This is a genomic window from Acidovorax sp. FG42, assembly GCF_057809195.1.
The window spans coordinates 1-1,654 of the sequence record NZ_JBMDJM010000034.1; the positions used below are offsets into that span (position 1 = coordinate 1).

The window sequence follows — 1,654 nt, forward strand, 5'->3', positions numbered from 1 at the left end:
GAGGGGTGATAACGAGTCTGCTTGCAGACGAAGTGAGTGATACCCTGCTTCCAGGAAAAGCCACTAAGCTTCAGCTATTGACGACCGTACCGCAAACCGACACTGGTGCGCGAGATGAGTATTCTAAGGCGCTTGAGAGAACTCAGGAGAAGGAACTCGGCAAATTGATACCGTAACTTCGGGAGAAGGTATGCCCCAAGTAGGTGAACTCGTACAGAGGGAGCCCAACGGGGTTGCAAAAAATCGGTGGCTGCGACTGTTTAATAAAAACACAGCACTCTGCAAACACGAAAGTGGACGTATAGGGTGTGACGCCTGCCCGGTGCTGGAAGATTAAATGATGGGGTGCAAGCTCTTGATTGAAGTCCCAGTAAACGGCGGCCGTAACTATAACGGTCCTAAGGTAGCGAAATTCCTTGTCGGGTAAGTTCCGACCTGCACGAATGGCGTAACGATGGCCACACTGTCTCCTCCTGAGACTCAGCGAAGTTGAAATGTTTGTGATGATGCAATCTCCCCGCGGAAAGACGGAAAGACCCCATGAACCTTTACTGTAGCTTTGTATTGGACTTTGAACAGATCTGTGTAGGATAGGTGGGAGGCTTTGAAGTGAGGACGCTAGTTCTCATGGAGCCAACGTTGAAATACCACCCTGGTGTGTTTGAGGTTCTAACCTAGGTCCATTATCTGGATCGGGGACAGTGCATGGTAGGCAGTTTGACTGGGGCGGTCTCCTCCCAAAGCGTAACGGAGGAGTTCGAAGGTACGCTAGTTACGGTCGGACATCGTGACGATAGTGCAATGGCATAAGCGTGCTTAACTGCGAGACTGACAAGTCGAGCAGATGCGAAAGCAGGACATAGTGATCCGGTGGTTCTGTATGGAAGGGCCATCGCTCAACGGATAAAAGGTACTCTGGGGATAACAGGCTGATACCGCCCAAGAGTTCATATCGACGGCGGTGTTTGGCACCTCGATGTCGGCTCATCTCATCCTGGGGCTGTAGCCGGTCCCAAGGGTATGGCTGTTCGCCATTTAAAGAGGTACGTGAGCTGGGTTTAAAACGTCGTGAGACAGTTTGGTCCCTATCTTCCGTGGGCGCTGCAGATTTGAGGAAGCCTGCTCCTAGTACGAGAGGACCGGAGTGGACACACCTCTGGTGTATCGGTTGTCACGCCAGTGGCATTGCCGAGTAGCTAAGTGTGGAAGAGATAACCGCTGAAAGCATCTAAGCGGGAAACTCGTTTCAAGATGAGATCTGCCGGGGCCTTGAGCCCCCTAAAGAGTCGTTCAAGACCAGGACGTTGATAGGCTGGGTGTGGAAGCGCAGTAATGCGTTAAGCTAACCAGTACTAATTGCTCGTGCGGCTTGACCCTATAACTTTGATAGCCAACACGCACACCACAGTGGTTGTGTGTAAAGCTCAAAGTCTGTTATGCCAAGTTAGACGCAGTCAAAAGACACAAAATCTGATTCCAGACTCTATGAATTCGTTGTGTTGCCCCCAAAAGCAGCGCGACAACAAGTTATGCCTGATGACCATAGCAAGTTGGTCCCACTCCTTCCCATCCCGAACAGGACAGTGAAACGACTTTGCGCCGATGATAGTGCGGGTTCCCGTGTGAAAGTAGGTCATCGTCAGGCTCTTACAGC

The 1,654-nt window shown here is 51.2% G+C and carries 2 rRNA genes; both read left to right on the top strand.

Annotated elements, in window-relative coordinates:
* Nucleotides 1-1,377, top strand: a 23S ribosomal RNA gene (locus ACODSM_RS22400); the annotation flags it as partial.
* 155 nt (nt 1,378-1,532) lie between these two features.
* Nucleotides 1,533-1,645 (top strand): 5S ribosomal RNA (rrf, locus tag ACODSM_RS22405).
* Nucleotides 1,646-1,654: the final 9 nt, after the last annotated feature.